The 24,604-nt window shown below is 50.9% G+C and carries 20 protein-coding genes, 1 pseudogene and 1 riboswitch; of the genes and pseudogenes, 19 read left to right on the top strand and 2 right to left on the bottom strand.

Features of this window, described 5'->3' with window-relative positions:
• Positions 1-27: 27 nt before the first annotated feature.
• Complete coding sequence (locus GPK90_RS09055; protein ID WP_118531657.1) at positions 28-897, bottom strand: YihY/virulence factor BrkB family protein; 870 nt, start codon at positions 895-897, stop codon at positions 28-30.
• A gap of 482 nt (positions 898-1,379) precedes the next feature.
• On the opposite strand from GPK90_RS09055, the gene GPK90_RS09050 reads away from it, so the two are divergent.
• The 14 genes from GPK90_RS09050 (at position 1,380) to GPK90_RS08985 (ending at position 16,927) form a co-directional block, all read left to right on the top strand.
• On the top strand, positions 1,380-2,018 hold the full coding sequence (locus GPK90_RS09050) for a single-stranded DNA-binding protein (RefSeq protein ID WP_118296745.1): 639 nt from the start codon (positions 1,380-1,382) through the stop codon (positions 2,016-2,018).
• 176 nt (positions 2,019-2,194) lie between these two features.
• Positions 2,195-2,734: a cob(I)yrinic acid a,c-diamide adenosyltransferase gene (locus GPK90_RS09045; protein ID WP_215702803.1), complete on the top strand. Its 540-nt coding sequence runs from the start codon at positions 2,195-2,197 to the stop codon at positions 2,732-2,734.
• An 11-nt stretch (positions 2,735-2,745) separates the two neighbouring features.
• A riboswitch (Lysine riboswitch) is annotated at positions 2,746-2,927 on the top strand.
• Positions 2,928-3,013: 86 nt separating this feature from the next.
• Positions 3,014-3,898: a 4-hydroxy-tetrahydrodipicolinate synthase gene (gene dapA, locus GPK90_RS09040; protein WP_215702802.1), complete on the top strand. Its 885-nt coding sequence runs from the start codon at positions 3,014-3,016 to the stop codon at positions 3,896-3,898.
• A 78-nt stretch (positions 3,899-3,976) separates the two neighbouring features.
• Entirely contained in the window at positions 3,977-4,729 is a 753-nt protein-coding gene (gene dapB, locus GPK90_RS09035) for a 4-hydroxy-tetrahydrodipicolinate reductase (protein WP_118296741.1), read from the top strand.
• A gap of 70 nt (positions 4,730-4,799) precedes the next feature.
• On the top strand, positions 4,800-5,135 hold the full coding sequence (locus tag GPK90_RS09030; RefSeq protein ID WP_118320958.1) for a hypothetical protein: 336 nt from the start codon (positions 4,800-4,802) through the stop codon (positions 5,133-5,135).
• A 450-nt stretch (positions 5,136-5,585) separates the two neighbouring features.
• On the top strand, positions 5,586-5,744 hold the full coding sequence (locus tag GPK90_RS09025; RefSeq protein WP_215702801.1) for a hypothetical protein: 159 nt from the start codon (positions 5,586-5,588) through the stop codon (positions 5,742-5,744).
• Between the two features lie 98 nt (positions 5,745-5,842).
• On the top strand, positions 5,843-7,282 hold the full coding sequence (gene purF, locus GPK90_RS09020) for an amidophosphoribosyltransferase (protein ID WP_215702800.1): 1,440 nt from the start codon (positions 5,843-5,845) through the stop codon (positions 7,280-7,282).
• Positions 7,283-7,383: 101 nt separating this feature from the next.
• Positions 7,384-8,814, top strand: a complete 1,431-nt coding sequence (purB, locus tag GPK90_RS09015) for an adenylosuccinate lyase (protein ID WP_118296731.1) — start codon at positions 7,384-7,386, stop codon at positions 8,812-8,814.
• Complete coding sequence (locus GPK90_RS09010; RefSeq protein WP_215702799.1) at positions 8,814-9,719, top strand: LysR family transcriptional regulator; 906 nt, start codon at positions 8,814-8,816, stop codon at positions 9,717-9,719. The genes purB and GPK90_RS09010 overlap by 1 nt, the downstream gene beginning before the upstream one ends.
• Before the next feature lie 186 nt (positions 9,720-9,905).
• Positions 9,906-11,186 carry an adenylosuccinate synthase gene (locus GPK90_RS09005; protein ID WP_215702798.1) on the top strand — a complete coding sequence of 427 codons (1,281 nt, stop codon included), beginning with the start codon at positions 9,906-9,908 and terminating at the stop codon, positions 11,184-11,186.
• 244 nt (positions 11,187-11,430) lie between these two features.
• Positions 11,431-12,237 (top strand): hypothetical protein, encoded by an 807-nt coding sequence (locus GPK90_RS09000; protein ID WP_118531647.1) that lies wholly within the window; start codon positions 11,431-11,433, stop codon positions 12,235-12,237.
• Between the two features lie 92 nt (positions 12,238-12,329).
• Positions 12,330-13,283 (top strand): AEC family transporter, encoded by a 954-nt coding sequence (locus GPK90_RS08995; RefSeq protein ID WP_215702797.1) that lies wholly within the window; start codon positions 12,330-12,332, stop codon positions 13,281-13,283.
• A 155-nt stretch (positions 13,284-13,438) separates the two neighbouring features.
• Positions 13,439-15,148, top strand: a complete 1,710-nt coding sequence (locus tag GPK90_RS08990) for a S8 family peptidase (protein WP_215702796.1) — start codon at positions 13,439-13,441, stop codon at positions 15,146-15,148.
• A 237-nt stretch (positions 15,149-15,385) separates the two neighbouring features.
• Positions 15,386-16,927: an alanine/glycine:cation symporter family protein gene (locus GPK90_RS08985; RefSeq protein WP_118531638.1), complete on the top strand. Its 1,542-nt coding sequence runs from the start codon at positions 15,386-15,388 to the stop codon at positions 16,925-16,927.
• A 67-nt stretch (positions 16,928-16,994) separates the two neighbouring features.
• On the opposite strand, the gene GPK90_RS08980 is transcribed toward GPK90_RS08985, so the two are convergent.
• Complete coding sequence (locus GPK90_RS08980; protein ID WP_182426803.1) at positions 16,995-17,594, bottom strand: TetR/AcrR family transcriptional regulator; 600 nt, start codon at positions 17,592-17,594, stop codon at positions 16,995-16,997.
• A gap of 209 nt (positions 17,595-17,803) precedes the next feature.
• Here GPK90_RS08980 and GPK90_RS08975 point away from each other — a divergent pair, with 209 nt between their 5' ends.
• The 5 genes and pseudogenes from GPK90_RS08975 to GPK90_RS08955 form a co-directional block, all read left to right on the top strand.
• Positions 17,804-18,556: a hypothetical protein gene (locus GPK90_RS08975; protein ID WP_215702795.1), complete on the top strand. Its 753-nt coding sequence runs from the start codon at positions 17,804-17,806 to the stop codon at positions 18,554-18,556.
• 81 nt (positions 18,557-18,637) lie between these two features.
• Positions 18,638-20,956 carry an efflux RND transporter permease subunit gene (locus tag GPK90_RS08970; protein ID WP_215702794.1) on the top strand — a complete coding sequence of 773 codons (2,319 nt, stop codon included), beginning with the start codon at positions 18,638-18,640 and terminating at the stop codon, positions 20,954-20,956.
• Positions 20,940-22,979 (top strand): YhgE/Pip domain-containing protein, encoded by a 2,040-nt coding sequence (locus GPK90_RS08965; RefSeq protein WP_215702793.1) that lies wholly within the window; start codon positions 20,940-20,942, stop codon positions 22,977-22,979. Before GPK90_RS08970 ends, GPK90_RS08965 begins: the two co-directional genes overlap by 17 nt.
• A 152-nt stretch (positions 22,980-23,131) precedes the next feature.
• Positions 23,132-24,130, top strand: coding sequence for a hypothetical protein (locus GPK90_RS08960; RefSeq protein WP_215702792.1), 999 nt, complete (start codon positions 23,132-23,134; stop codon positions 24,128-24,130).
• A 199-nt stretch (positions 24,131-24,329) separates the two neighbouring features.
• Positions 24,330-24,604, top strand: a pseudogene (locus GPK90_RS08955) (RNA-guided endonuclease TnpB family protein); the annotation flags it as partial.

Below are 24,604 nucleotides of genomic sequence, written 5' to 3'. Positions count from 1 at the left end.
TGCTCCGCAGACCGGCCGGTCTGAAACTCAAATCTTTGTAGTAGGATCCGAGGCAGTTTTCTTCTGTGAAATTTGGATCCTTTCCCTGTAAAACAGCAGAAACCAGTTGATCTCCGCCCCCACAAACAGAATGCAGATGGAGGCATAGAGCCACAGCATAAAAAGGATCACGGCGGTCAGACTTCCGTAGGTGACAGCGTATGAGCCGAAATACCGGAAGTAGACAGAGAATGCCAGGGAAGTGAGTGCCCAGCCTGCGGCGGAGAACATTGCACCGGGGATCTGTCCGGGGATTGAAAGCCTGCGGTGCGGAAGCGCAGTGTAAAGCGCAATAAAAAAGATCGTCAGCATGAAAAACATGACAAGACCGCGGCACAGGGAGATCGTTCCCGAGAGGTACACCAGGGCAGGGATCCATTTTAAGAGCATTCCCTGAAGGAAGTTTCCGAAGACGAGGAGCGCGAGACTTGCCACGCACATCAGGGAAAAACAGAGCGTGTAAACGCTGCAGAGTGCCCTGCGGAGAATATAATTCCGCGGGGACGTGACTCCAAATACCCGGTTTAAGCCCTTTTCGATCCCGAGCATCCCCTTTGATGCGGACCAGATGGCGGCTAGCGCAGTCACGGAGATCAGGGCTGCCGGGGAGTCGGAGCGCAGACTGTCCAGAAGGTAGATCAAGAGTCCGCGAAAGCGGTCCGGGATCGCCGGGAGCAGAAAGCGGAGAAGGTCCGCTTCGTGGATCATAGGAGCGACCTGGATCAGGGCCAGGAGGACCATGAAAAACGGGAATGCCGCCATTATGATGAAAAATGATGCCTGTGCGGCATATACGGACATTTCGTCCGCAGAATATTTCAAATAGACCTGTCGTCCGAAGAGAAGCAGGTGGATCATAAAAGTCTTTTCCTTTTCACAACAGCCCAGGGATCCCAGGGCTGTTGTCCTTTCATATATTCATAGAGTGGAAGGCAGAAATCCCATCGGCGGAGCCGATCCGGAATGGATTTTTGCCCGTAACGGTGAGGGTACTGAACAGTTACGATGATCTTTATAAAATATTAACATGAACAGAAAAAAATAACAAGTACAGGCAAAAATGAAGAGGTCCCGTGAAGAGTTCCAGGGAAAATCTGCTGTCGTAACTGCATTGTCCGGGATTTTCAGCTCGGAAAATTCTTATCCGCGAAAAGTAATAATTCTGCCTGCATATGGTAAAAATGGGGGTTCCTGTCAGAAACTGGAAAAACAAAAGGAGTATTGTCGACAAAAACAGAGAAAAAACGGACACAAAACGGTTCTGAAATACGTTCTGATTACATACAAATATACGGTAAAAGCTGTATAGCGGAAAAAACAATCAAAAAGGAGAAAATACTATGACAGAAAAAGGAATGGAGAACAATAAAGTAACCGTAATCGGAACGATCGTTTCAGGATTCACATTCAGTCATGCAGTGTTCGGGGAAGGATTCTATCTGGTGGATCTTCTCGTAAATCGTTTGAGTGAGCAGGCGGACACGATCCCGCTTATGATATCAGAACGTCTGATCGATGTGACGAAAGATTACCGGGGCTGTACAATGGAAGCTTCCGGACAGTTCCGCTCCTACAACCGCCATGAGGGGACGAAAAACCGTCTGGTCCTGTCTGTGTTTGTCAGAGAAGTCCGTTTCATGGAGGAGTTCACGGATTATACGAAGACGAACCAGATCTTCCTGGACGGGTACATATGCAAGGAGCCGGTCTACCGGAAGACCCCGCTCGGAAGAGAGATCGCGGATCTTCTCGTGGCAGTGAACCGGCCGTACGGAAAATCTGACTATATCCCGTGCATCGCCTGGGGCAGGAACGCGAGATATGCATCCGGATTCGGCGTCGGAACAAGGATCCTGATCTGGGGGCGTGTCCAGAGCAGGGAGTACACAAAAAAAGTCAGTGAGACAGAGTGCGAGAAACGCGTGGCGTACGAGGTATCCGTGAGCAAACTGGAATGCGCGGAACACGCAGAAGTGTAGAAGATCCTGCTGCAGTGCACGGGTATGGAGTGTCCGTGTACTGCAGCATACTGCCGTCCGGATCCCGCCGGCATACAGGCAAATCTCTTGCAAACGGAAGTAAGGTGTGATAATATAGCATAGCAGAAGCTCTGAAAAGCTTCAGCGAATGGTATACACAAAGAGAGGGAATGATCATGGCAAGTGGCAGAGTCCGTGTGATCTGCGGAGCGGGTAACGGAAAGTCCGCATCGGCGCTTGGATACGCAATGATGGGAGTTTTCCGCGGAAAAAGGGTCATTATGGTACAGTTCCTGAAAGGAATGATCGGAGAGGAAGCGGCGGACGTTTTAAAACGTCTGGAGCCGGATCTGAAATTTTTCTGCTTCGAACATTCAAAGGAACGGTTTGAGGACCTTCCGGAGGAGCAGAAGCACGAGGAACTGATGAATCTGCGAAACGGCTTCAATTTCGCGAAAAAGGTAATGACAACGGGGGAGTGTGACGTTCTGATCCTGGATGAGATCCTTGGGATCGTGGACCAGGGGATCATCTCAGCCGAAGAATTCCAGAGTTTCCTTGAGGCAAGAGATGAGGAGACCGATCTGGTCGTGACCGGGCGTGTGTGTCCGGAGGGAATCGAGAAGTATGTGGATGAAATTTCTGTAGTTTCCACAGGAAAGAATTCACGGATTTCACAGGCAGAAAACATAGACATTGACAATCATCAGGAATGATGATACCATAAATGATAAGTAGAGGTCGCGCCTGACAAGAGTAGATCGGCAGATAGAGGGAAATGGCTGCCGGAGAAAAGGGGAGGGCGCCGAAGAGACAGGAAAATAAGTCCCTAGGGTTCCCGTTTCTGGGCATGCGGTGAAGAATCGTATGACTGTCATCTTTAGAAAAAGATGGAGGGCTGCTTAATCTGGAAGATCCGGGAGCTGACATCTTATTTGATCTCAGCTCCTTTTCTTTTGACATGATATTTTACATAATAAAGAGGAGGACGCAGTATGGCTATTTTTGAAGGAGCCGGCGTAGCACTTGTAACGCCATTTAAGGAAAATGGATCAGTAAATTATGAGGTACTGGAAAGCCTGATCGAGGAACAGATCGCAGGCGGAACTGATTGTATCGTAGCGATGGGAACCACAGGCGAGTCCGCGACAACATCCGAGGAGGAGCACATCCAGGTGATCCGTTTCGTATGCGAAGTCGTAAACGGAAGGATTCCGGTCGTTGCCGGAACAGGATCCAATTGTACGCAGACAGCGGTTGAACTTTCCGTTGAGGCTGAGGAAGCTGGTGCGAACGGTGTCCTGTTAGTCTCCCCGTACTACAATAAAGCGACACAGAATGGCTTAAAGGCACATTTCACAAAGATCGCAAACTCCATCAAGATCCCGGCGATCCTCTACAACGTACCGAGCCGTACCGGCGTCAACATCGCTCCGGAGACCATCGTTGATCTCTGCAAGAATGTCGAGAATATCGTCGGAGTCAAGGAAGCGAGCGGAAACTTCTCCGCAGTTGCGAAGATCCTCCAGCTCTCCGGCGGATATGTGGATGTATATTCCGGAAATGATGACCAGGTTGTTCCGATGCTGGCACTCGGCGCAAAGGGCGTGATCTCCGTTCTCTCCAACGTTGCTCCGAAGCAGACCCACGATATGTGTGCAGAATTCTTCAAAGGCAATGTGGAAGCCAGCAGACGAATCCAGTTAAAGGCTCTTCCGCTGATCGAAGCTCTGTTCTCTGAGGTAAACCCGATCCCGGTAAAGGCAGCGTTAAACTTAATGGGTAAGAATGTCGGCGAGCCGAGACTTCCGCTTACAGTGATGGAGCCGCAGCACCAGGAAGTATTAAAGAAGGCAATGCAGGATTTCGGTATCCTGTAGGAAACGATAGGAAAAAAGCCGCGGCGGAGCTGCAGCATGGCGGCGCACTGCCGGTCGGTTTCAGATGAGGAGAAAACAATGATCAGAGCAATTATGAATGGATGCCACGGTGTGATGGGACATGTGATCACGGATATTATCTCAAAGGATGACGCGATCGAGATCGTCGCAGGCGTGGATATGAACACAGAAACTTACGCAGGATATCCGGTATTCAAATCTCTCGCTGAGTGCCCGGAGGCCGATGTCATCATCGACTTTTCCACAGCGAAAGCGGTTGACGGACTCCTGGATTACTGTGAGGAGAAGAAGGTTCCGGTCGTTTTATGTACCACAGGACTTTCTGAGGATCAGTTAAACCATGTAAAAGAGGCGAGCAAAGTGGACGCAGTCCTTCGCTCTGCAAATATGTCCATCGGGATCAATCTTCTCATGAAGACATTAAAAGAGGTTGCCCCGGTCCTTGCGGCAGCAGGATTTGATATCGAGATCCTGGAGAAGCACCACAACCGTAAGATCGACGCGCCGAGCGGAACAGCCATCGCTCTTGCAGACGCTATCAATGAGAGTCTTGACAATACCTACCACTATAAATATGACCGTTCCTCCGAGCGTGTCGCAAGAGATCCGAAGGAGATCGGGATCCAGGCTATGCGCGGCGGCACCATCGTCGGCGAGCATGATATCATGTTCGCAGGCCGCGATGAAGTCATCACCTTCACACACACCGCTTACTCCCGCGAGATCTTCGCAAAGGGCGCTGTGGAGGCTGCGAAATTCCTCGCAGGAAAACCGGCAGGACTTTATGATATGTCCGACGTGATCGGTTGATATCCATTTTTTTCCAAAATACTTCTCCTTTCTATGGCACATAATAGCCGTAGAAAGGAGATTGTTTTTTATGGGAAAAATCAGATGGATCAGAGTATGTGTGCTTCTTGTGATGACCGTGACCGTCATGACAGCATGCGGAAGAAAGAACGGAAATAATATGACCACGGCTCCGGATACGGGAAGCGCCGGAGCGGGAACGACCATGGAGAGCCGGACCGATGGAACGAACCAGAGTACGAACGCCCCGTCCCAGACGGCCGGCGAGAGCGGAGGAGTCCTGAGGGACATGGTAGATGATGTGGGAGACGGCATCAATAACCTGACGGACGATGTGACCGGCATGTCAGGGACCACCGCGGCGGGAGCGGAGAGCAGCGCGCGGGAGACAACCCGGGCAGACTAGGAGGGAACGCGAAACCGTTGCAGTACACGAGCGTCCCATGCCCGTGTGCTGCAACATGTTTCTGCCGATGCCCTGCATTCCGGACCGGCATGTCGGGAACCAATGCGACGGTATCATGCGGCATTTTCCGGCCGGAAAATGCCCGCCGTGTGCAGGAATGTGAAATACCGCAGTATGATCCTGCGGGCCATTTTTCAGTTGAGAAAATGCGGGAAAAAAGATATAATAAGAATGCATATTGAAAAACTACATAGGAAACCGTTAAACTGTGAAAACGAACCCTAAAAAATCCTGAAAGGAGGGAACGCTATCCGCTATCTGTATCGTCCATACCATCCGTGGAGACACGGATACCGAAGGGAAAAGATAAGAAAAGCCGCCGTAAAGACTGCAAGGATCCTTTTGCTGCTGGAGCTTCTCTGGTTCGCATACTCGTATGCGAGATCCGGGATGACGGAGAAGACCTTCCTGGTGCCGGAGCTGGAGGCGGGACACTCCGGGGAATCTGTCTCTGAGACGGAAGGGGAAATTTATGGTATCGGGATCGAAAAAGGAGCCGGAAATTTGTTCTGGTTTCACAAAGAAGTACGCAGGACGCCCGGAAGCTGAACTTTTTCTTGATTTTCCATATGGTATGTATTATAATTTCTACTGAAACACTGCTGTTTTATCGTAAAAACTTATAAATCAGAGGATGAAAAGCATTTATGGAGAAATCACTTACTTTAGACTGGGGAACAGATGAGCTGCACGAGGAGTGCGGCGTTTTCGGAATGTACGATCTGGACAGAAATGATGTTGCGTCTACCATTTACTACGGATTGTTCGCTTTACAGCACCGCGGACAGGAGAGCTGCGGAATCGCGGTGAGCGATACATACGGACCGAAAGGTGTTGTCAATGCCTGTAAGGGGATGGGACTCTGCAACGAAGTCTTCACGTCAGAGAAACTGGAAAAATTAAAGGGAAATATCGGTGTCGGTCATGTCCGGTATTCCACGGCCGGGAGCAGTACGATCGAGAATACCCAGCCGCTCGTTTTAAACTATGTGAAGGGAACTTTAGCGCTGGCGCACAACGGAAACCTTGTCAATGCGCCGGAGCTCCGCAGAGAGCTCGCTTACGACGGAGCGATTTTCCAGACCACGATCGACTCCGAGGTCATCGCCTACCACATCGCGAGAGAGCGCTGCAAGGTGGGAACCGCTGAGGAAGCCGTGGCAAACGCGATGAAGAAGATCAAGGGTGCCTACTCCCTTGTGATCTCCAGCCCGAGAAAGCTGATCGGCGCCCGCGATCCGCAGGGATTCAAACCGCTCTGTATCGGAAAGCGCGATAATGCCTATATCCTGACCTCCGAGACATGTGCGCTTGACACGATCGGTGCTACCTTTGTCCGCGACGTGCTTCCGGGCGAGATCGTGACGATCAATAAGGATGGCATCAAGTCCAACCTCGCGATGCATGACCCGAAAAAAGAGGCGAGATGTATTTTTGAATATATTTACTTTGCGAGACCTGACAGCGTCTTTGACGGCGTCGGCGTCTACCACTCCAGGATCTATGCGGGCCGCTGCCTTGCAAAGGATTCCCCGGTGGACGCAGATATTGTTGTCGGCGTTCCGGAGTCCGGAAATGCTGCCGCCCTCGGATATTCCATGGAATCCGGAATCCCGTATGCGATGGCGTTCGTAAAGAACTCCTATGTCGGAAGAACTTTCATCAAACCGGGACAGAGCAGCCGTGAGTCTGCGGTCCGGATCAAACTGAACGTCTTAAAAGAGGCCGTGGAAGGAAAGCGCGTCGTTATGATCGACGACTCTATCGTCCGCGGAACGACCAGCAACCTGATCGTGGATATGCTGCGTGAGGCAGGAGCGAAGGAAGTCCATATGCGGATCTCCGCGCCGCCGTTCCTTTACCCGTGCTACTTCGGAACCGATATCCCGTCCAGCGAACAGCTCATCGCCCACAATCGTACCGTCGATGAGATCTGCAAGGTGATCGGAGCAGATTCCCTGGCTTACTTAAAGATGGACCGCTTAAAAGAAATGGCAAACGGACTTCCGATCTGTACGGCCTGCTTCTCCGGAGAGTATCCGGTGGATCCGCCGGAAGAAGATATCCGCGGAAGTTATGAGAAATAACAAGGGGAATTTTAATGTTCCACAAAACCCCATAGTTAGCTGAAAATTCGTGAAAGTATATTGAACTACAAAAACATTGAATTAGAAAAGAGGATTTTGTCATGAACGACAGATACCAGAGCCCGCTCTCTGAGCGATACGCAAGCAGGGAAATGCAGTACATTTTCTCTCCGGAGAAGAAATTCCGCACATGGAGAAAATTATGGATCGCATTAGCTGAGACAGAAAAAGAACTCGGTCTTCCGATCACAGATGAGCAGATCGAAGAGTTAAAAGCCCATGCGGAGGATATCAACTTCGAGGAAGCAAAAGCGAGAGAGAAGCTTGTCCGCCACGATGTGATGTCCCATGTATACGCTTACGGACTCCAGTGCCCGAAGGCAAAGGGGATCATCCATCTGGGTGCAACTTCCTGCTATGTCGGCGACAATACAGACATCATTCTTATGACAGAGGCGTTAAAGCTCGTCAGAAAGAAACTCATCAACGTGATGAAAGAACTTTCCGACTTTGCGGATAAATATAAAGAACTTCCGACACTGGCCTTCACACACTTCCAGCCGGCGCAGCCGACAACGGTCGGAAAGCGTGCGACCTTATGGCTGCAGGAACTCTGCCTTGACCTTGAGGACCTTGACCATGTGATCGGTTCCATGAAATTACTTGGCTCCAAGGGAACGACAGGAACCCAGGCAAGCTTCCTGGAACTCTTTGACGGGGATCATGAGAAGTGCCGCGAGGCGGACAGACGGATCGCTGCGAAGATGGGATTCTCCCAGTGCTTCCCGGTATCCGGACAGACGTATTCCAGAAAGATTGACAGCCGTGTGCTCTCTGTTCTTGCCGGGATCGCGCAGAGCGCCCACAAATTCTCCAATGATATCCGCCTTCTCCAGCACTTAAAAGAAGTGGAAGAGCCGTTTGAGAAGAACCAGATCGGATCTTCCGCGATGGCATATAAGAGAAACCCGATGAGAAGTGAGCGTATCGCTTCCTTAGCGAACTATGTGATGTCCGATATGATGAACCCGATGCTCGTCGCTTCCACCCAGTGGTTTGAGCGTACCCTTGATGACTCTGCGAACAAGCGTCTTTCCATTCCGGAAGGATTCTTAGCGATCGACGGCATCCTGGACCTCTACTTAAACGTTGTCGACGGTCTTGTGGTATATCCGAAGGTGATCGAGAAACACTTAATGGCAGAGCTTCCGTTTATGGCGACCGAGAATATCATGATGGATGCGGTAAAAGCCGGCGGAGACAGACAGGAACTCCATGAGCGCATCCGTGAGCTCTCCATGGAGGCAGGAAAGAACGTCAAAGTGGAAGGAAAGGACAACAATCTCTTAGAGCTTATCGCTGCAGATCCGTCCTTCAATTTAAGCCTCGACGAGTTAAAGAAGACTATGGATCCGAAGAAGTATGTCGGCCGCGCACCGAGACAGGTTGATGAGTTCCTTGATGAGGTTGTCCGCCCGATCTTAAAGGAAAATGCGGATCTTCTCGGAGTAAAAGCGGAGATCAATGTATAATGGAACATGCGAGCAGCATCAGTACAGAATATTATAAAGTATTTTATTATGTAGGGCGCCTCGGCAGCATTACCGCTGCAGCAGAGGCGCTCTGCATTTCCCAGCCTGCGGCGAGTCAGGCGATCAAGCAGCTGGAAAAAGCGCTGAACACGAAACTTTTTCTGCGGACCCAGAAAGGCGTAAAACTGACCACGGAGGGAAAACTCCTGTATCCTTATGTGGAGCGCGGGATGGAAAACATCCTGGACGGCGAGGAGATGTTAAAGCGCCTCGTGGATATGGACATGGGAGAGGTGCGGATCGGCGCGAGCGATATGACACTGCAGTTCTACCTGCTTCCGTACCTGGAGACCTTCCACGAGCGATATCCGAATATCAAGGTCATGGTCTCCAATGCGCCGACGCCGGAGACGATCGAGTCTCTGTACGAGGGAAAGATCGATTTCGGCGTTGTGAGCACGCCGTTTGACGCGAGACCGGAGGTGGAAGCCTTTGAGGTGAAGAAGATCCGGAATACCTTTGTCGCCGGAAACAAGTTCTGGACGCTGAAGGGAAAGCGGATGGAGTACGGGGAACTGGAGCATCTGCCCTGTATTTTCCTTGAAAAGGATACGAGTACGAGAAAGTTCATGGACCGTTTCCTGGAAAAGCGCGGGATCGTCTTGGAACCGGAGTTTGAGCTCGCCACCAGTGATATGATCGTCCAGTTCGCGATCCGGAACATGGGGATCGGCTGTGTGATGGAGGAATTCGCGAAGGAGAAGATCGAGAGCGGAGAACTCTTTGAGCTTGCCTTCCGGGAGATGATGCCGGAGCGCGAGATCTGCGTCGTGACGGACCGGAAGGTACCGATCTCACCGGCGGGAGAGCGGTTTTTAGAAGTGCTGAGGGAACGTCGGGGGTGACGGATCCGGCCGTGTATAGTAATGCATAAGCTGCTATTATGGACTTCATAATAAATATTGACTTTACTTATGGAGACTTTTGTTGTAAACTATGAAAGTGTCATGAATATGACAGCTACAACTGCGTAAGACGCCGGGATGCGCAAAGTGCATTCCGTTTGAACGTCCAAAGGAGGATATTAGAACATGGTTAGAGCAATCGTAGGCGCCAACTGGGGCGATGAGGGAAAAGGTAAGATCACGGATATGCTTGCAAAGGAATCCGACATTATTGTCCGTTTCCAGGGCGGCAGCAACGCTGGTCACACAATTATCAACAATTACGGAAAATTTGCCCTTCATCTTCTTCCGTCAGGTGTATTCTATAATCATACAACAAGCATCATCGGCAACGGCGTGGCATTAAACATCCCGTTCCTTGTAAATGAGTTAAACGACCTGACAAGCCAGGGCGTTCCGATGCCGAAGATCCTCGTGTCCGACAGAGCACAGATCTTAATGCCGTACCACATTTTATTTGATACTTATGAGGAAGCGCGTCTGGCAGGTAAGTCTTTCGGCTCCACAAAGTCCGGAATTGCTCCGTTCTATTCTGATAAATACGCAAAGATCGGTTTTCAGGTCAACGAGTTATTCGGTGATGAGAAGGAACTGATGGATAAGATCAAAAACGTCTGCACACTGAAAAATGTGATGTTAGAGCATTTATATCATCAGCCGGCCCTTGATCCGAAGGAGATCTTCAATACACTTATGGAGTACAAGGAGATGGTCGCTCCGTATGTATGCGACACATCCAAATACCTTCGCGATGCGATCAAGGCAGGAAAGAATGTCCTTTTAGAGGGTCAGCTCGGTTCCTTAAAGGATCCGGATCACGGTATCTACCCGATGGTTACATCTTCTTCCACACTGGCAGCTTACGGCGCGATCGGCGCAGGCATCCCGCCGTACGAGATCAAGAACATCACAACAGTCGTTAAGGCTTACTCCAGCGCAGTAGGCGCAGGTGCGTTTGTCAGCGAGATCTTCGGTGAAGAGGCAGACGAGTTAAGACGCCGCGGCGGTGACGGCGGTGAGTTCGGTGCGACAACAGGACGTCCGAGAAGAATGGGATGGTTCGATGCTGTTGCTACAAGATACGGCGTTCAGATCCAGGGTTCCACAGAGGTTGCCCTCACGGTTCTTGACGTTTTAGGATATCTTGACGAGCTTCACATCTGTGTAGGCTACGAGATCGACGGAAAGGTAACAAAAGACTTCCCGACAACTCCGGAGCTTGAGAAGGCAAAACCGGTATACAAGACTCTTCCGGGCTGGAAGTGCGAGATCCGCGGAATCAAGAACTACGAGGATCTTCCGGAGAACTGCAAGAAGTATATCGAGACGATCGAGGAAGAGATCGGAGTGCCGATCACCATGGTTTCCAACGGACCGGGAAGAGACGAGATCATCATGAGAAAGTAATCCTGATCGATGACCGGAAACTGCAGCGGAACATCGCTGCCGGGAACGGATATCGGATGCAGGGATCAGAGATACAAACAAGTGGAAAAAGCGGCAAATCTATGTCAGAAATGACAAAATTTGCCGCTTTTTTCTTAATTTTTCATAAATCCTGCCATCCTCCAGTTCTTAGCGCTTGCGTTCTCAAAAAAATACCTGTATAATGGCATTAGTTGATAAAAACCCATGAAGGAGTGGATTGAAAATGAAATTAAAGAAAGTTATGCTTATGGCAGCGCTCGCTGCAGCGATCGGCAGTGTAAATATGGTGACTGCATTTGCAGATGAGACTGCTTCCGGAGAAACAAAGTACGGCTGGGAGAGTGACGCAAAAAACAACTGGCGTTATTATGACAAGGACGGAAACCTCGCAAGCGGATGGATCAAATCCGAAGAGGGAGACGGACGCGGAAATGAAGTATGGTACTATATCGATCCGGCAACCCACATTATGGTCTCCAACACCACAAGAAACATTGACGGCGTTGATTATACATTTGGTGACGATGGAAGCTGGGTAGCGCCGAGAACAACTGCTCCGAAGGGACATATCACAGGAGGAAGATATTACAATACCTGGTCGAACCTCTGCATCCCGCAGATCATCGGAACAACGGAGACAAAAGAAGATGTCGGTGACGACTATATCGGCAGCGAATATAATGCGATCGGAAACCCGTACCGCACACAGGATCTCTGCATGAGCACAGATAACGGTGATGTTGAGATCTATTATCTCGATATGAAGAATAAACCGGATATGGATGCACAGACATTTGTAAATACACTTGTCGGTATTGAGAAAGCACAGAAAGGCCAGGCAACGCAGGCTGCTGCTGTGACGATCGCAAATCAGCAGTATTACAAAGCGTCAGTAACCGGAAAGAAGACAACAAACACTTACTACTGCCGGAAACAGGATGGATATATGGTTGTGATCTATACCAACGGAAGGATCAAAAATGCAAGTGCTCTTGACAGCATTGTCATGAATATTACAACTGCACAGTAACAGGATCAAACGTGTCATTTGCACGATGCCCCCGGGTCTGATGGCTCCGGGGGTCTTTTTATAGACTCTTTTATGGATTCAGGGGGATGGGAATGGTCTTACAATCGATAAAAAGTATTTTTGCACTGTTGATATTGATCGGAATGGGCTTCTATTTCGCCGGAAAGAAATGGTTCGGAAAAAACGGAATGGATTTTCTTTCTAAATTTACGGTGGAGGCGACGCTCCCGTTCTATATGTTTTATAATATCTATCGAGACCTGGAAAGCCGGGAACGCCTTCTGTTCCTGATCACAAAGGTGCCGTATGTGTTTGCGCTGATCTTAATGTGCGTCTGTTTAGCGGCAGTGACGGCAAAGGTGTGCCGCATCAGGGAGGACAGGCGGGATACTTTTATCGTGGCAGCGGGTTTCCCGAATGTCGTTTTTATCGGATTTCCTGTGATCCAGGCGCTCTGGGGAGAGGGGATCACTTCCGTCGGCGCGATCTATTATATCGCGAGCACAGTCCTCTTCTGGACGCTGGGGATCAGTCTGCTGCAGCGGGGAGAAAAAAACGGCAAGAGTGCGAGATGGGCGCAGAATATCAAAAATCTGTTTTGCCCGACGGTCGTAGGAATGTTTCTTGGAATGGCAGCAGTCTTTTTCAGGATCGAAGTCCCTGATTTTATCCTGAAACCGCTGTCCATGATCAGCGGGGTCACATCCCCGTTGGCACTTGTGTTTATCGGAAGCGTGATCCGGAACATGGAAACATCATCGATCAGGATCGGAAAAGATATCGTTGTGGCGGTCCTTATGCGGTTTATCATGGTGCCGGCGACCGCCGTTGTGTTCCTCAGACTCCTGCCGGTGACACAGGAGATGAGAGAGGTATTCTTCATGCTGACCGTGATGCCGGCGATGGCACAGATGGGGATCATGGCGCGGGAGTATGACAGGGACTATGAGTTTGCCTGTACCGTCATCACTGTGACAACCGTGATCAGCATGGTGACGATCCCGGTGTTCATGTACCTGATGCAGACGTTTGTAATCTTCGGATAGAGGTTCGGAACAGGATCCGCAGTCACTGCATAAAATATCCGGAATGAATCTGTCTGCGTTGGAATCTGCGTCAGATCGTGATGATGTGGGATCCGGCGTGTAAGTTTCGCCGGCGTGAGACAGGCAGGGGACAGAGGAGATGCGGCACGGCGGATATGGAAGATCAGAAGGCTGAAAATCTCTTAAATCTGGCACTTTCCGTTCCGGAGGAGACGAGAGAGCGGACAAAGGAGCTGAATATTGGATATGACAGGGCGGACCGGACCTGGGAGATCATCGTGAAATACCACGGGGATCTTGCGTCTGTGCTGAGAGAAAAATTCCCAACTGTTTCGGGGACATATCTTTTAAATGATTTTGCGATCCTCCGGATCCCGGAGCGGGATGTCCCGGGAGTGATTGCACTTCGGGAAATTGAATATGCGGAGAAACCAAAGAGGCTGTTCTTTGCCCTGAACCGGGCGAGAGCGGCCTCCTGCTTTCTTCCGTCACAGAGCGGAAATGAGGGACTCACAGGAAGAGGCGTTCTGGTGGCGGTGATCGACTCCGGGATCGATCTGTTTCACGAGGATTTCCGGAATGAAGATGGAACTACGAGAATTTTGTATCTGGACGATCAGGTCACCGGGAAGACATATGAAAAGGCGGAAATCGATGAGCTGCTCCGCGGGGAGAAAACACCAGGAAATTTCGGAAGTCCATCGTTTGACACGAGTGGTCACGGGACAGCGGTGGCGGGGATCGCGGCCGGAAACGGGAGAGCAAGCGGCGGGCTGTACCGCGGGGCCGCATATGAGAGCGAGCTGATCGTTGTCCGTCTTGGGATCCCGGATCCGGCAGGATTTCCGAGGACGGCAGAGCTGATGAGCGGGATGGATCTTGCTGTGCGAAAGGCATTGGAGCTGGGGAGACCGATGGCGGTGAACTTAAGCTTCGGAAATACATACGGGTCGCATGACGGCGGCGGACTTCTGGAGAGGTATCTCGATTCCCTAGCGCAGATGGGACGCTTCGTATTTGTGACCGGAGCGGGGAACGAGGGGGATTCAGGAGGACACGCAAGACCGGTGATCGTGCCCGGAAGGATCGCGGAAGTCCGCCTTTCGGTGGGCAATTATGAAACGGGATTCGGAGTACAGATCTGGAAAAATTATGAGGACGGGATGCGGATCTTTCTGAGAGATCCGTCCGGTGACGCGGAGTTCGAACTGCTTCCGATACGTGGGACGGACCGGATCCGGATCGGGGAGACGGAGCTTCTGATCTATTACGGGGAGCCGTCCCCGTTTAATGCCGCCCAGGAGATCTACATCGAGTTCGTTCCGGAGCAGGCGTATGTGGAGAGCGGAATCTGGATTTTCCGGTTTCTCGGAAAGGGGCGGGAAGATACATATGTGGATCTCTGGCTTCCGTCATCCGCCGCACTCGGGCAGAATACGGCTTTTCTCGAACCGTCGCCGGAGACGACGCTCACGATCCCGTCCACGGCGTTCCGTCCGCTCACTGTCGGCGCCTACGACAGCCGGACCAGGATCTATGCCCCGTTTTCCGGCCGCGGGGACACCAGAATCTACCATGCCCAGAAGCCGGATCTCGCAGCGCCGGGCGTCGGGATCATGGCTCCGAAGAGCGGAGGCGGATATGAGGCGGTCACAGGAACGTCCTTTGCGGCGCCCCTCGTCGCCGGAGCCGCGGCGCTTCTCATGGAGTGGGGGATCGTGAGAGGGAATGACCCGTACCTTTATGGGGAGAAAGTGAAAGCGTACCTGAGGAAAGGGGCGAAACGGCTGCCGTCCGAGCTGGAGTATCCGAATCCGAGATTGGGGTATGGGGCGCTGTGTGTTTCTGAAAGTATACCGGAATGAAATGTGGAAGGAACATGAACTTTGCAAATTTCTGAAATATGACAAATTTTTCTTGAAAATACCAAATATCAGAGATATTATAGAAACATATACAAAAACGAGTCCGGAATATTGAAAATCAATGCGCAAATTTCGCAGCGTGGAACGATAATCTGAATTCGACTGCGGCGTGTGAAAATGCCGGGGCGTTCGATCCGGTCATTCACACAAATAAGAGATCATGAGGAGGAAAAAGCTATGGAAGCATTGTTTCAGGCCGTAAATGCCATATGCGGGAAGATCCAGATCGTCTCAAACCTGTTCTGGGATTTTCCGACAAACTTTGACTGGTATGCGAAGATCCCGATCCTCGGGAATTTCAGTCTGGCGATCATTCTTTTAGTCGGAACAGGAATTTATTTTACATTCCGTCTGCATTTTATCCAGGTGCGGAAATTCCGCTACGGACTCCATGTCCTGATGAGGCAGAAGAGCAGCGGAACGGGAATCTCATCCCTCGCATCATTCCTCTTGTCGACGGCGATGCGTGTCGGTCCCGGAAACATCCTGGGTGTCACCGGCGCGATCTCCACGGGCGGTCCGGGCGCTCTGTTCTGGATGTGGATCTCTGCGTTCTTCGGAATGTCGACGGCTTTCGTGGAGGCGACGCTCTCCCAGATCTTTAAAGAGCGAAAAGATGATGAGTATGTGGGCGGCCTGCCATTCTACGGAAGAAGACTTTTGAAGAATGCAGCGTGGGCAGGAGCGGCGCTCAGTGTCCTCTATATTATCTACGCGTTCCTCTGCTTCCCGGCACAGGGCTTCAACACGATCTCTGCGGTCGGCGCGATCGCGGGCGTGTTTACCGGGACCGTGATTGAGACGAATTCGTCCCTTTACTGGATCTCCTTCGCAGTTCTCATTGTTGCGACGGCGATCATCAGCTTTGGCGGGATCAAAAAAGTCACAAAGGTCACAGACTTGTTAGTTCCGGTCATGGCAGTAATCTATATCCTGACGGTTGTCCTCCTCATCGTCTTTAACATCCCGAGGATCCCGTGGTTCTTCGGAGCAGTCTTCTCCGAGGCATTCCGTCCGGAAGCAGTCTTCGGCGGAGCGTTCGGCATCGCATTAAGCCAGGGCATCAAGCGCGGCTTGATGTCAAATGAGGCAGGACAGGGAACCATCACGATGCCGGCAGCGGCAGCAGATGCGAACCATCCGTGTGATCAGGGCTGTGTCCAGGCACTCGGCGTATTCCTCGACACGATCGTGATCTGCACCCTGACAGGTTTTGTCGTTGTCATGGGAAGAATGTGGCTCACGGAGGACAGTGCGGCATGGTTTGAGCTCGGGAAACTTGACCGTTTCCTGACATCATGCGGCGCACTCACCGGAACCGGAACCATCTACCATCTTGTGACGATGCTCGTCAGCGTCTGCTTCGGATTGTTTGCGTTCACCTGCTTGGTAGGCTTTATGTCCTTCACGGAGATGTGCGCGAACCGGATCTCGACACGGCCTGCATTTATCAATACGATCCGTGTGCTCTGCCTTGTTGTCATTTCCTTCGGCGTCATCACAAATATTGCCGGCATGGATCTGAGTGCCCTCTGGGATCTCAGTGATTTTGCGAATATCCTCATGGTTTACTGCAACCTTCCGTTACAGTATATCGGATTCAAATATGTGCTTCGGGCGTGGGAACACTTTGAAAAGAATGACGGAACCGCGTTTACCTCGAAAGTTGCGGGGATCGATGTTCCAGTGTGGGATGAACACGCAGAGAAGAGAAAATAGAATATATAAAATATAGAAAGAATGCCGTCTGTTCACCCGGTAAAAAACGGTGACAGGCGGCATTTTGTCATGTCTCGTCTTCCTTTGCCTCCCAGAAATCCCTCTGGACAAACCGGCACACATTTTCCACATAATCAGCGATCGTGTAGTCATCGGCCAGCTCCAGGTAGGATTTTAGCGTTGTAAGGTAAAAACTTGACATAAACGAAACATAGAGCGGCATCGCGATCTTCAGGCGGTACCCTTTGCTTTCCCCGTGCCATCCGCTCTCAGCCAGGATTTCAGCGAGATCATGCTGGATCAGGAACATCAGGGACCCGTTTTTATTTACCTGGTAGATCTTCTGGTACTGGGCAAGGTTTTCCTGCGCCTGTGAGAGCAGGAACGTCAAAAAAATCCGCAGGGAGTTCATGTTCCTGAAATATAAAAGGTCCTCCACCGGACGAAGTCCTTCAATATACATTTTGATGCAGTAGTGGAGCAGATCGTACTTATCCTCAAAATACCGGTAGAAGGTAGAGCGGGAGACCATGGATACCCGGCAGATATCCGTCAGGGAAATCTTTTCAAACGGCATTTCCGCCAGCAGATCCAGAAGCGCTTTCATCAAAAGCAGGTAGGTTCTGCGGACAGAGACATGCTCTTCCTGTATAGGCAGCTTTAACATAAAGAACAAAACTCCTTTATCCATTCCAAATTGGACAAAAACACTCAAATTGTCTCATTTGGCACAATTTTTGAAAACTGGTTCTTGAGTATTTTAACATAAACATAGATAATATTGCAAGTAAAAGGAATGAAAAAAAAAGATCCTGCTGCAGGGTGTGCGAGAAAGAAAGGCAGCCGGAGCAGGAGAGGAAAAGCGGAGGCGATCGGATGATCAGAAAGAAAGATGTACGAAGAATGGCAGCAATCCTCTGCGTGATGACCGGAATGTCCGGGATCCCTGCCTATGCGGCAGTTCCGGAGACGCTCGGAGCGAAGCCGGGTTGGAATCAGATTTCCGGAAATTGGTACTACCTTATGGGAAACGGTGCCTGGAGCACAGATTTTATCGAGGATGAAAATACATGCTACACGTTCACAAAGGACGGGATCTTCTCCTATGCGAGGAAAAATCCGAACACGCGGGGCGGAGCGTACCCTGTTGATATGCTGGATCAGAAGGAACAGGAACTCTTTGATGAGATGAATGATGAGAAGAGCGACCTGTTTTTTGATGCTTATCCGGATGCCGAGGACGACTATGACAACGGGGATGTAGAGTTTTACGATGGGCAGGCGAGCTTTGTCCTGGACCAGACGTTAAATGAAATCGCAGAGAAACGGCTCTCGCTCGCAATGGAGAAGGGATATTCGAAGAGCAGAAATATGATCCCGGGCGAGGGAACGGTGAGCGATTACATAAAGAACGTACTTCCGGAGAGAAAGAGTGCGACATTTTTTGAGATGTACCTCTGGGGACCGGAGGAGACGTACGATCCGTATGATTCTGTCATGATCCGGATGCAGGAAAAGGCGGACCGGAAGAACGATAAAAAATATTCTCTGGAATACTACCGCAGAATGGGAATCGCCCATGAAAACAGAGATAGAAAAGACTACTATATGGTAGTTCTGGAGCGGTAAGAAAAAAGAAATGACCGGGCGGTCCCGCGCCAGATCCGCGGTGCAGGACCGGCTGCATTTCAGAATTGAAGGAGAGAGGACATGGGAGAGAAGTTAAAGAATGCGCTCCGCGGGCATAAGGAGAAGAAAAAGAGCCAGAGCGGCGGCTTTTCCTATATGCTTGCGTCGTTCATCATCCATAAACGCGCGTGGATCGAGACAGTCTTTGTGATCGGCTGTCTCTTATCACTTTTGACGATGAATTTCGTCAATGTAAACTACGATCTGACAAAATACCTTCCGGACACAGCGGAATCGGCGATCGGACTTGACGTCATGCGTGACAAGTTCGGTTATCCGGGAACTGCGCGGGTCATGGTGAAGGATGTCTCGCTATATGAGGCGAAGCAATATAAAGATGAGATCGCAGAGATCGATGGCGTGGACCAGGTGCTGTGGTGCGACAGTTCCGTCAACATCTACGCCGGGGAAGATTTCATCAATGAGAGCGACATCAAGGATTACTATAAGGACAGAAACGCAGTCTTCGATATCACGTTTGTCGAGGAGAGCGATTCCAGCCGGACTTCCAACGCGATCAATGAGATGAAAAATCTTCTCGGCGATAAAGGCTGTTATGTCGGAATGGCGGTCCAGAACAAATCCATGACTGAGTCCATGGAGAGCGAGATGAGCAAGATCCTCGTGGTGGCCGTTGTCATGATCTTTGCAGTGCTTTCCGTGACGACGACGGCATGGACGGAACCGATATTATTCCTGTTGGTTATGGGTGTTGCGGTCCTCTTAAACAAAGGAACGAACATTTTTATCGGAACGGTCTCGTTCCTGACGGAAAACGTCTCGATCATATTGCAGCTGGCGACGTCCATGGACTACTCGATCTTCCTGCTCGATGCGTTCATGAATTACCGCAAACAGGGAATGAATGAGGAGGACGCGATCATCAACGCCGTTCAGGAGGCGATCAACTCGATCTTCGCCAGCAGCCTGACGACAGTCGTCGGCTTCCTCGCCCTTGTAACGATGAAGTTCTCGATCGGCTTTGACTTAGGTCTCGTCCTTGCGAAAGGTATCGTGTTCAGCCTTCTGACCGTCGTATTCTTCATGCCTGCAATGATCCTGAAGTTTGCGAAGCTCAATGAGAAGACGAAACACCGTTCCTTCATGCCGGATTTCCACGGCCTCGGAAAGGTGATCTACCGGATCCGCCCGATCGTGTTCGCGGTGATCGTCCTTGTGACGCCGCTTGCCTACACAGCGCAGGGATTAAACGACTTCCTCTACGGAAATGATTCCATGGGTGCATCGGAAGGAACCCAGGTCTATGAGGATGACCAGGAGATCACGAAGATCTTCGGACGAAGCAACATGCTGCTCGCCCTGTATCCGAACACTTCGGAGGTCAATGAGCGGGCGATGGCGAAGGAGATCAAGGATCTCTCCTATGTAAAGAGCGTGACGGCCCTGGCAGACACGCTGCCGGAGGGGATTCCGGAAGAGTTCCTTCCGAAGTCCACGGTGGAACTCTTACATAAAGGCGGCTACTGCCGGATGCTGATCTACACAAGAACAAAGACGGAGAGTACGGAGGCGTTCAAGGATTCCGATGCGATCCAGGAGATCGTAAAGAAATATTATCCGGATGGCAGCTATCTCGTCGGTGAGACGCCGTCGACCCAGGATATCAAGTCCTTCATCGTCAAGGACTATGAGAATGTAAATGTGCTGTCCCTTGCGGGCGTATTCCTCGTCGTTATGATGAGCTTCAAGTCGGCAGTCATGCCGATCCTCGTCATCATCCCGATCGAGGTGGCGATCTTCATCAACATGGCGATGCCGTATTTCCAGGGCGTTGAGATGGTGTACATGGGCTACATCATCGTCAGCAGTATCCAGCTGGGTGCGACGGTCGATTACTCGATCCTCTTAGCAAACAACTATCTGGCGAAGAGAAAGACGCTCTCGAAGAAAAAAGCCTGCGTGGAAGCGATCGCGGCGTCCTGTTCCTCGATCTTTACATCCGGTTCCATCATCACGCTGGCCGGATATATTGTATACATGATCTCGTCCACAACGGCGATCGCCGACCTTGGCCACCTGATCGGACGAGGCGGACTGTTCAGCCTTGTATTGGTACTGACAGTGCTTCCGCTGCTCCTGACCTTGTTTGACAACTTTATCGTCGGGGAGAAGCCGGCAGCGGCGCTTGCGAAACGTCTTCACCGCCGGGTGAAGAACCGGAGAGAAAAACGGAACGCGAAAAAAGGTGAGATGGAAGAAGATACAGAGGAAGGCGCGGATCCCTACGAGGACGATGAAAACGAAGCGGCGGCAGGCAGGGAGCCGGAGATGACAGATAGAGAAGGAATGGAGGAGAACGGTGATGAGACAGAAAAATAGAAAGATCATGGCAGCGGGAATGGCAGCTGTCACGCTCTGCACCAGCCTTGTTTCCACGCCGGTCTATGCGGCGGAGGCGTCTGTGAGCGTCGATGAATCGATGTACGTGAACCTGGATTACTATGGTTCTGTAGATAAGGTGAATGTTGTGAAAGGAGTGAGCTTAAACGGACTCACGAGCTTCACGGACTATGGAAATTATCTCGATGTCACAAATATGACCAACAATACGGCCCCGGAGATCGGAGACGGAAAAGTTACCTGGAATCTCCCGGCCGACACAAAGGGATATTTTTACTATAAAGGAGCGATCGACAAGGACACGGTGACACTTCCGTGGACGATGGATGTCTCCTACAAATTAAACGGAGTCCCGACGGATGCAGAGAAGCTCGCCGGAGCTTCCGGACTCGTGGAGGTCCATGTGACCGCGAAACCGAACGATGTGGCGAGAGATTATGATAAGAACAATATGCTGCTCGTTGTCGCGATGCTCGTCGATATGAGCAAATGCTACAGTGTCGAGGCGGAAGGCGCGCAGACGCAGAGTCTCGGTTCCCAGACCGCGATCATGTATACGGCGCTTCCGGGCGAGGACGGCGACTATACAATCCGGATCGGCTCTGAGAAATTCGAGACATCCGGCGTCATCATGGCGATGGTCCCGGGAACCGTGAAAGACCTTGAGCATATCGTGGACTTAAAGGATGCGAAGGACACCTGGAAAGGTGCCGGAGACCAGTTGTATGACAGCATGGACCAGCTGGCAGCTTCTTTGGAGAGCATGAGAAGCGGCGTCAACGAGCTGAAACAGGGATTAAACGAGGCGGAGAATGCGAGAGGCATCATCAGCGGTTCCAAAGATGAGATCCTGGACAGCAATGACCAGGCACTTGCATCCTTAAATGCCCTTTCCGAGCAGCTCGGAACGATCATCCCGTATATCCAGACGGCGAAGGATGCCTCCGAGGTTGCCCACAGCAGTCTGACGGATGTTGTCAATACGCTCGGAAATATGCAGGAACCGCTCCGGAAGCTTGATACAAGTCTTCGCGGTTTAAAGAGCAGCTCCGGAAGTGCGTCTGTGAGCGTTGATGACGTGGTATCAGCAGTCCAGCAGATCAAAAAGCTGGACACACAGCTCCAGAAGAGTATCGTGGACTTTATCAAAAATCTTGCATCATCCCAGGCATCCATGGAGGATGCGATTGCGGATTACTACGATGTTGAGGCAGGGGATGCGGATGAACAGGCACTTGCCGAGGCGGCTGCGGGAGCAGATACTTCCGCCGGTCACGCCGGTCTGCTGAATGCCCAGGAGCTGATCGGGATCTTAAAACAGAAGGAGAAAGCGCTCCGCCAGGTTGCTTCCTCCAGCAATGCGCTGGTTTCCGACACATCGAATATGCTGGATGATGTGTCGAATGTCGCGAGATATCTTGCGCAGACGACGGATCAGATGGATTATCTGATCGAGGATACGAAGGCTCTGAAGGATTCCCTGGACGTCTATTATCCGGATCTTCAGTCTGCGCTGGATGATTCCAAAGAGCTTGTGAACCGTACAACGGATGCGCTGAATAACAGCACGAACTCTCTGACACTTGTACAGAATACGGTCCGTGCGAGCTCTGACAGCCTTGATGCGGCGGCGAAGGATTCCATCAAGGGAAGTCTGAATGTCCTGAACAAGAGCCTGAATGTTCTCGACAGCACCAGCTCCATGAGAAAAGCCGGACGCACCATGAAGGATACGATGGACAATGAGTGGAGTGATCTTGAGGATGACACCAACTTCTTAAATATGGATCCGAGTGCGGAGAAGGTTTCCTTTACTTCCGATGAGAATGCGGAGCCGAATACCCTGCAGATCATCATGCGCACGGAGGAGATCAGCGTGGATGATGATGCAGAGCTTCTCGATGCAGAGACAGAGAAGGCAGCAGTCAATCCGCTTCAGAGAATGTGGAACATGCTTGTCCAGATGTGGAAGGCGATCGTTGAGATTTTTAAGAACAGGTAAATAAAGGATATGTGACAGATCTGTGCAGGAGGACGTGCGGCAAATTTATTTTGCCCTGTGCCGGAGCAGGGGAGACCCCGTACTCCGGAACCGTTTTTCTGCACATATTGACATATGGGAGAAAAATTTCCGGGAAGGAGAAGAAAAAGGATATGAAGAGATTCGGAAAGAAAGCCATCGTTTTTTTTCTTGCGGCGGTCTTTGCTGCTGCGGCAGTAGTTCCGGCTTTTGCTGCGGATAAGACGGCGGTTGGGAAGATCTATCTGACGATCGACGGTACGGTGGGCTTAAAGGATGACTCTGAGGACGTCACAGTGACGCCGTACGGCGATAATACGGACCGTTACTATGTGGATTCCATCTATATCGAAAACAACGACGGAAACGGCTATACGGAGTCCAATCCTCCGAAGGTCACGGTGACGTTATCGGTCGCGGATGAGGATTCTTGTTATTTTTCCGGGACGGCGTCGAAGGATTTCCGGCTCACGCTTTCGGATTCTGCGAAATCGGGTTATGGGAAGGCGGAGTATGTGAAGGCGGTGAAGAGGGATGACAGGAGCACGCTGGAGCTGACATTTCGTCTGACGCTCGATAAGAAGACGACCTCTTCAACGACGAGCACCATCAAGTCACCGGCAGGTGCTGCCTGGTCCCCGAATGCGTACGGGACGGGAACATGGCAGGCGGTCAGCGGGGCGAAGTATTACCAGCTCCGGCTTTTGAAGGATGGAAGTCTCACAGGGGATGAGTTTACGATCTATGGGACGGCTTATGATTTTTCGAGACTGATGGGAACGACGGGCTCCTACAGTTTTGAGGTCCGTGCGGTGAAGGCTTCGAACAATACGAAGAGTGCCTGGGTGCGTTCCGGGGAGATCGGATCGTATGCCTCCGGTTCCTGGAAGCAGAGTGCGGACGGAAGATGGTGGTGGGACTACGGTGACGGGACGTGGCCGGCGGCGAAGTGGCTGTATATCAACGGAAAGTGGTATTATTTCCAGGAGGACGGATATATGGCGACCGGCTGGATCACCCTGTATAATAAGTCCTATTATCTGGATCCGTCAAGCGGAGCGATGTACAGGAGCGAAAGGACGCCAGACGGGCTTTACGTGAATGAAAGCGGCGTGTATGTGCCGGGAATGTAATGTGAAACAGTTTTTTATCATAAAATCGGCAGAATACCCCCATTCCTCGTAGGTGGCGGGATGAATGCCACTATAACGATACACAGACAGATGTAAAACGGTAAGCAATTACAATTCTTTCTCTTCCCTTTTGTGGAACCATGTGCTATAATTGGTGCAGAACATATGTTCTGCACCAATTAGGAAAGGAGGAACCGTTTTGTATTTGACCGTATGCCAGCAGCTAAAGCATCTGTCCAAAGATGAATTCCTCATTCTACGGGAATTATGCCGCACAGCCAAAAACCTGACCAACCAGGCCATCTACCAGGTACGGCAGCATTACTTTGAACATAGCCGGTATCTTCCATATGAGAAAAACTACGCCATCTTAAAGACTTCCGAAAACTATCGGCTGCTGAATTCCAACATGGCCCAGCAGATCCTTAAGGAAGTGGATGGATCTTTTAAGTCTTTCTTCGGTCTGTTGAAACT

This window comes from Clostridium sp. MCC344 (assembly GCF_018785365.1).
GTDB lineage: Bacteria > Bacillota > Clostridia > Lachnospirales > Lachnospiraceae > Pilosibacter.
This window is presented reverse-complemented; position numbering and strand designations above follow the sequence as displayed.